This window comes from Mucilaginibacter sp. P4_G9, assembly GCF_056400985.1.
The window spans coordinates 1-7,316 of the sequence record NZ_JBFUKF010000250.1; the positions used below are offsets into that span (position 1 = coordinate 1).

At 41.1% G+C, this 7,316-nt stretch carries 8 protein-coding genes; 3 read left to right on the forward strand and 5 right to left on the reverse strand.

Going from position 1 to position 7,316, the window contains the following annotated elements:
• Positions 1-249: 249 nt before the first annotated feature.
• On the reverse strand, positions 250-1,785 hold the full coding sequence (locus AC1DPZ_RS18445; protein WP_477406084.1) for a SulP family inorganic anion transporter: 1,536 nt from the start codon (positions 1,783-1,785) through the stop codon (positions 250-252).
• 63 nt (positions 1,786-1,848) lie between these two features.
• Between AC1DPZ_RS18445 and AC1DPZ_RS18450 the strand changes: the two genes are divergently transcribed.
• A complete protein-coding gene (locus AC1DPZ_RS18450; protein WP_477406086.1) occupies positions 1,849-2,010 on the forward strand; it encodes a hypothetical protein in 162 nt (53 codons plus the stop codon).
• Between the two features lie 234 nt (positions 2,011-2,244).
• Here the strand turns inward: AC1DPZ_RS18450 and AC1DPZ_RS18455 are convergent, their stop codons facing one another.
• Genes AC1DPZ_RS18455 through AC1DPZ_RS18465 form a run of 3 tightly spaced genes read right to left on the reverse strand, consistent with a single transcriptional unit; the run spans position 2,245 to position 5,176 of the window.
• Positions 2,245-2,949, reverse strand: a complete 705-nt coding sequence (locus tag AC1DPZ_RS18455) for a LytR/AlgR family response regulator transcription factor (protein WP_477406088.1) — start codon at positions 2,947-2,949, stop codon at positions 2,245-2,247.
• Positions 2,942-4,105, reverse strand: coding sequence for a redoxin domain-containing protein (locus tag AC1DPZ_RS18460; RefSeq protein WP_477406090.1), 1,164 nt, complete (start codon positions 4,103-4,105; stop codon positions 2,942-2,944). Before AC1DPZ_RS18460 ends, AC1DPZ_RS18455 begins: the two co-directional genes overlap by 8 nt.
• Before the next feature lie 18 nt (positions 4,106-4,123).
• Positions 4,124-5,176 (reverse strand): sensor histidine kinase, encoded by a 1,053-nt coding sequence (locus tag AC1DPZ_RS18465; RefSeq protein ID WP_477406092.1) that lies wholly within the window; start codon positions 5,174-5,176, stop codon positions 4,124-4,126.
• Between the two features lie 243 nt (positions 5,177-5,419).
• On the opposite strand from AC1DPZ_RS18465, the gene AC1DPZ_RS18470 reads away from it, so the two are divergent.
• Complete coding sequence (locus AC1DPZ_RS18470; protein WP_477406094.1) at positions 5,420-6,214, forward strand: SDR family NAD(P)-dependent oxidoreductase; 795 nt, start codon at positions 5,420-5,422, stop codon at positions 6,212-6,214.
• 119 nt (positions 6,215-6,333) lie between these two features.
• Here the strand turns inward: AC1DPZ_RS18470 and AC1DPZ_RS18475 are convergent, their stop codons facing one another.
• Positions 6,334-6,534: a coproporphyrinogen III oxidase gene (locus tag AC1DPZ_RS18475; protein WP_477406096.1), complete on the reverse strand. Its 201-nt coding sequence runs from the start codon at positions 6,532-6,534 to the stop codon at positions 6,334-6,336.
• A gap of 181 nt (positions 6,535-6,715) precedes the next feature.
• On the opposite strand from AC1DPZ_RS18475, the gene AC1DPZ_RS18480 reads away from it, so the two are divergent.
• Positions 6,716-7,192, forward strand: coding sequence for a DUF4442 domain-containing protein (locus tag AC1DPZ_RS18480; protein ID WP_477406098.1), 477 nt, complete (start codon positions 6,716-6,718; stop codon positions 7,190-7,192).
• Positions 7,193-7,316: the final 124 nt, after the last annotated feature.

Here is a 7,316-nt window from a genome sequence, read left to right on the forward strand (position 1 = left end):
TTGCTTTGTAGTAAATAAGATATGAGCTAAAAAGTCATGCCAAAAACTCTCCCAACGATTAAAAATCTTTGACGCCAATCGGTTGCCGGATATGGTGCAGTTTAAGTACCAAGGCATGGACGAAAACGCTTTCAGGTTGGTACATGCCAACTATTTATGAAGACCTGACTGATACCTCTCCCCTGCCCGCTTGCACCTGAAAATGCAGGTAAAACAAAAAATACATCAATCAAAAAAGGCAACAGACAGCTATTCGATAGCAATATGATATGTTGGATCTTCGATGATGTTCACATCAATAACCTCAGCTGCGTTTTTAAGTAGTATGCGGCAATCCTGACTCAAATGTTTTAGGTGAAGCTTTTTGCCTGCCCGATGGTAACGTTCTGTCAATTTATTTAATGCGTCGATGCCCGACATATCGGATACCCTGCTTTCCTTAAAGTCGATTATTACTTCTTCAGGATCAGTTAATACATCAAACTTATCATTGAAGGCGGTTACAGAGCCAAAGAATAATGGTCCAAATATCTCGTAATGTTTAACACCTGCATCGTCCACATATTTTCTGGCCCTGATCCTTTTTGCACTTTCCCAGGCAAACACTAATGCTGAAATAATCACGCCAATTAGTACAGCTAAAGCAAGGTTATGAAGCCAGATAGTGATCAGCGCTACCAATATGCCCACAAACACATCTTGTTTGGGCATTTTATTGATGATACGGAAACTAATCCATTCAAATGTGCCAATGGCCACCATGATCATTACACCGGTTAAGGCAGCCATTGGTACACGTTCGATGACAGGAGAACCAAATAAGATAATCATAAGTATGGTTAATGAAGCGATAATCCCCGACAATCTTGCCCTGGACCCGGCAGAAAGATTTACTAATGTTTGTGCGATCATCGGGCAGCCGCCCATTCCAAAGAAAAACCCGTTTAAGATATTGGCACTTCCCTGTGCGATAGCTTCACGGTTGCCATTGCCACGGGTAGCGGTCATTTCATCAACCAGATTTAATGTTAGCAGTCCTTCTGTTAAGCCAACGCCTGCCATAATAGCGGCGTAAGGAAAAATAATTTTTAAGGTATCTAAATTAAACGGCACCGATGGAATATGAAATGGCGGGAAACCACCGCTTACTGCTGCAATATCTCTAACTGTTTTGGTGTGTATTCCGAAACAAAGAACAATGATAAAGACAACAATGATTGCAATTAAAGACGGCGGTACTGCCTTAGTTATTCGAGGTAATAAAACAACAATTCCAATGGTGAGGGCCACCAATCCGGCCATAATATAAAGTGGAGTTCCCGTTAACCAGGCTTCATGGCCGCCCACAACTGTCTTAAACTGTTCCAGCTGTGCCATAAAAATGATCACAGCTAATCCGTTGACGAATCCATACATTACAGGTTGCGGCACAAGGCGTATAAATTTACCTAACTTGAATAAGCCAACTAATATTTGAATGGCTCCCGCTAAAGCTACGGCTGCAAAAACATAATCAAGACCGTTAGATTTCATTAGGGCAATTAATACAACAACGGTAGCACCAGCGCCACCTGAAATCAAACCTGGCCGTCCACCGAATATTGACGTTACCAATCCCATAATGAAAGCTGCATACAAGCCAACCAGTGGGGGAAAACCGGCGAGTATCGCAAATGACAGTGACTCCGGCATCATAGTCATAGCGACCGTAAGGCCTGCAAATATTTCATTTTTGTAATTGATATTTTGGGAAAAGTCGAATAGGTTCAATTTAAAGCCCGGCATATAAAAAATGTGTGTTTAAGGATGAATTTGTCAAGCTCGCAGGAATATCAACATCAAAAAAAGATGAATGCACAACTCGTGCAAAATGTAAAAAAGAAATTGTTTGAAAAAAATATCATGACGTTTTCGCAGCGTAAACTTAAAGGCCTTGACTATTTTATTAGTCTACCGGGAGGTAACTCAGGGTGGTGTACCTGGACTATTGGATATGGCATTTGTCATTGACGCAAAGTTAGTAAATTGGGCCAATAATCGTACTCTTCCTAAAACTGAACTACAAAGAAAGCGGGGTGCCGATTTGGTAACACCCCGTTCTGTTTATTTTTAGAGGAACTTTTACTGTTTCACTAATGGTTCCTATTAGGGTTGACTTTCCGTACTTTTTGCTGTACTTGCTTTGTTTTTGATTGAAAAGCCGGCAGATTAAATCCCTTATGAAATCAAACATCTCTACTCCTATCAACTTCCACCCGAAGCAGTATTTAACCGCCTCAACAACTCCTCGCGCGATGATTTTGACAATGGAATTTTGGCCGGTTTTATAATTACCTGGTGGTTTTCAACTTTTTCGATTTTGGGTATTGCCACAATGTACGATTTATGGATCCTCAAAAACTGGTCGCCGGGTAGCTTATTTTGTAATTCGGCCAGGGTCATGCGGGTTAGGGTTTGTTTATTTTGCTCTACTATGCACACATAATTATCCTGTCCCTGTATGTACAGTATATCGCCAAATACAATTTGCACCCAGTTATGGCCATCTTTTACAAATAAACACTTTTGATGCCCGCTGTTTGGTGGAGCCGGTTGCTGCATCCGGCCATTGGCCAACTGGCAGGCCTGCAAAAACCTGCTAAAATTTATAGGTTTAAGCAAATAATCGGTAGCAGCCAGGTCGAAGCCTTTTAAGGCATGTTCGGCATAAGCTGTTGTGAATATTATTTGCGTTTTATGCTTCACCAGGCCTGCAAACTCCAGGCCTGAAATATCGGGCATATTGATATCCAAAAACACCAGGTCTGTTGGCGTCGAATCCAGGTAGGTTAAAGCTTCGGTAGCACTTAAAAACACCGTATTTAATTGCAAATAAGGTACTTTTTGGGCATGTATTTTTATAATGTCCAGCGCAACCGGTTCGTCATCTATGGCAATTGCGTTAATCATTTTTGGGTAATACTTGGTTTAGCATATTCTTTAGTTCCTGGTAGTTTAGTCCTTTGGCTATAATAATTCCGTTGGGGTCAATCAAAAAACTTTGCGGGATGGCGTATATACTATAAAGCTTTGCCACGCTATTGCTCCAGTGTTTTAAATCCGATACCTGTGTCCAGTTTAAATGATCGTCATTAATAGCTTTTATCCAGGCGGCTTTTCCATCGGCAGCATCTAAAGATATACCTAATATTGTAAAATTCCGGTTCCCGAAATCCTGGTAGAGCTGGCGCATGTGCGGATTTTCTGCCCGGCAAGGCCCGCACCACGATGCCCAGAAATCCAGCAATACGTATTTCCCCCTGAAGGCCGATAAACTAACAGGTTTACCGGCAGTATCGTTTTGGGTAAATGCGGGCGCTTTTATGCCGCTAACCAGGTTTTCGCGGTCCAGTAAAAATTTATGGTATTCCTGGCCGGGCACCGAATTTTTGACCTCCGGTGCAAGCTTTTTAAACATCGGATAAATTATATGCACATCCGGAAAAGATCCGCCGTACTCCGATAAACTTACCAGCGCTATATAACTGCCCGGATTATTTATGATAAACTTTTTCAGGATAGGCTTTCTGAGCCGGCTTAAACTATCCTGTTGCGCAGCTAACCTGCGCGAAAGCAGGGCATCGCGGGCCGCTCTTAACCGTACACTAACAGCAAGTTGCTGATTGAATATCGTTTTTAATAATTGCTGCAATTTTTGATCATCCGTATTAATTGCCGATCCGGTAAACTTTCCATTTGCGAGCAAGCCCGGTGTATGGAGGTTGATGGTACCTGTATGCAGATAAAGCTTTAACAGGTCAACCTTGACACCAGCCTTCGTTTTCTGGACAAGGGCATTCAGGCCTGCCCTATCCGGATCGGCAACTAAGGTGGCCGGTAATGGCCTGTCTACCTTGCCGGTAAAAGTATAGTTACCCATTTGCTGATCAAGATCTGCCGAATCAATTATCTTGCGGCCGTCAATCTGCCAGGCTAAAAACAACCGGGTATGTTTATCCATCCCTTTTGTTTTTACTATGAGCCTGAAGGCGCCACCTGCATAATTTTGAGCATTGGCTGCCAGGTACGATAGCAGCGCTATCATAAAAAGAGTAAATTTTTTCATAAGATAAGATATGTGGTTTTATTTATTCAGTTGGAGTTGAAGCAAAACTTTATAATCGGTGCCGGTATTGGAGTTTGCAAGTTTATACCTGCCGGGATAAAGCAGCTCAAGGCGTTTAAGCGTGCTTTTAATGCCGGTATTACCTCCTTTTACCTGGCCATGGCCGGTAATTATTGTATTAACCACTTGCAGGGTTAAACACCCGTTGTTGATGGTAAGGCTGATGTTCACGTTGCTATACTCGTTCATGCTGATGCCATATTTAAAGGCGTTTTCAATAAAAGTGAGCAGCAGCAGCGGTGCAATTTTCCAACCGGGTTCGGCCGCGTTGATCTGCACATCAATTATCATATCCTCTTTTCCGGGTAATCTTGCTTTTTGTAAGGCCAGGTAATTGTTAATAAACTGTATTTCCTCTTCCAGCGGAACAAAGTTGGTATGCATGCCGGTTATAGTGTACCGCAAAAGGTCGGATAGCTGATCTATGCCATCGGCAGTTACCGGTGCGCTTTCCTTTAAGGCGGTGCCATATAAATAATTGAGACTGTTAAATAAAAAATGAGGGTTTAGCTGCGATTTTAAAGCATTCAGCTCATTTTCAGTTTGCTGTAGCTGAAGCTCTTTTTTATGCTTTAACTGGTAAAAGTAATCGCGTATTATACCATATACCATGGCGTAGGCGGCCATTAACAATATAGGCTGGGCTGCAGACCATATACCTGATAGTTCCAATGCATCCAGACGATGCAAGGCCAGCACTATAAAGGAAAGTATACTGATCAGCAGGCTGCCTGCTGCAAACTGGTGCCATTTTAGCTTTGCAAAAAAATACACGTAATTAATTTCTGCCAAAAGCAGAAACAGCGCCACAACGATGATATCGTACCTGAAATTTGCCTGAAAAAAATACTCCCATGCGCTTACCGGGGTTTTATCGACATGAAAAAGATAATCGCCGTTGCGGTTAACATAGTAAATGTAAGGCACAACGGTGAACAGGTTGATGACAGCCCACACGATGCCAAAGTGAGCCAACCAGTTTAACAAAATTTTACGGATGCGGAGTTTCATTTGCTTTCTTTTACCTCAAAGTAAACGAACCAAACAGATACCTTATAATTTATGTGGCGAAACACCCCAAATTTGTGGTGAATGGCGATGGTATGTGGCTTTGTTTGAAACAGCCCACACTTAAGTCATAAACATACTCTTTTGTCAGGATCATTTAATCTTTCAGTTTAAAAACTTGAGGTTCAACAAGCAGGTATTAATCTTGCATAGTAATTCAAAAAATCACAGATAAATACAAAACATATGGATCTTCAACTTAACGGCAAGGTTGCTTTGGTAACCGGCTCAACTGCAGGTATCGGCTATGCCATTGCCAAATCATTAGCCGGCGAAGGCGCCCAGGTATACATCAACGGTCGCGATCAAAATAAAGTTGATGCGGTTGCTCATAAACTGATCAACGAAACCGGCAACAAAAGCATTAAAGGCATCGCTGCCGACTTTTCGGATAAACAACAAATTCAAAACCTGCTAACTCAATTACCCGAGGTTGACATCCTGGTAAACAATGTAGGCATTTTTGAACCGAAAGAATTTTCGGCAATTACAGATGAAGACTGGTTTAAATTTTACGAAGTAAATGTGCTGAGCGGCGTGCGCTTGTCACGCGGCTATTTTGATAAAATGATTGCCAAAAACTGGGGTCGCATCATTTTTATTTCGAGTGAATCGGCACTACAAATTCCCGCCGAAATGATCCATTACGGAATGACCAAAACGGCACAAATTGCAATTGCCCGCGGATTGGCAGAAATGACCAAAGGCACTGCGGTTACAGTAAATTCGGTATTGCCCGGCCCAACTTTTTCTGAAGGTGTTGGCGACTTTATTACAGCTTTAGCCAAAGACCAGGGATTGACAGATGCCGAAATGGAGAAAGAGTTTTTTGCGAGCATGCGGGGTACCTCTCTCATCAAACGTTTTATAACTCCCGATGAAATTGCCAGCCTGGTAACTTACGTGGCCAGCCCGGTTTCGGYCGCCACCAACGGCGCAACTTTAAGGGCCGACGGCGGTGTTATAAAAACTGCATTTTAAATTAGACTAAACTCAATAAAAGTGTAATAAAAGTGAATTAAAGTGATTAAAAATACCATAAAGGTTCCCGGTTTTTTCATGAAACCCCGGGAATTTTTATGGTAAAACTCAACTGGTAATTACATCTTTTTAGCAGTATCCTTTTTGGCGGTGTCAGTTTTAGCAGTATCAGTTGTTGCAGGCGCCGGGGTTGTTGTAGAAGCTGAATCCATTTTTGTAGTGTCAGATCCACCGCTGGCATCTTTGGTTGAGCCGCATCCCGTTGCAATTGCAGTTACCATTGTCGCGACAAGTGCAAGACTTAAAATTTGCTTTTTCATTGTTATTAATTTAATAGTGTATCCTTTAGTGAACATACTATTAACCTCATAAGCTTTATATTGTTTACACAAGTTTGCGTATTAGCAGAAATAGCCCGATTTAAAGAATTTTGAAGTCAAACTATTATATTTTACATCATTATTGAACTATTTAACCATAAATTTCAGATATTTAGAAGCTATGGTTGTATCMGAAAGAATATTAAAGTGGGCATTGCGCTTCTACCCTCCCCTATTTTTTCAGCGTATCTGGGTAGTTGGTTTCGATGAAGGATATAGGGGTGTTGAAGTAAAGATCAAAAAGAGTTTTTTAAATAAAAATTACAATAATTCTATTTTTGGGGGAACACTTTTTGCAGCTGCAGATCCATTTTACCCTTTGTTATTTCATCATTTGTTAATTAAAAGGGGATATAAATTAAAAGTGTGGTCAAAATCATCAACCATAGAATATTTAAAACCAGGCTTAACTGATGTGCATTTCAAGATCAGTTTAAGCGATGATGACATCGCAGAAGCCGAAAACGCACTGAATACGCTTGGCAAATATACCTCCCACCATCCTGTCGATATTTACAATAAGGCGGGCGAAATATGTGTATCAGTAATTAACGAGGTTTATTTACGCAACCTCAATTTTATCGACCCTAATTTGTAATTTTAAGTAATGACTGTTTTTATGAATGATGAAGTTTTTATTAAAAAAGGCTTCCTGATATCAACCGACAAAACACTTTTGGATGTTGATGTGATATTCAACTATTTAAATGACTACTCTTATT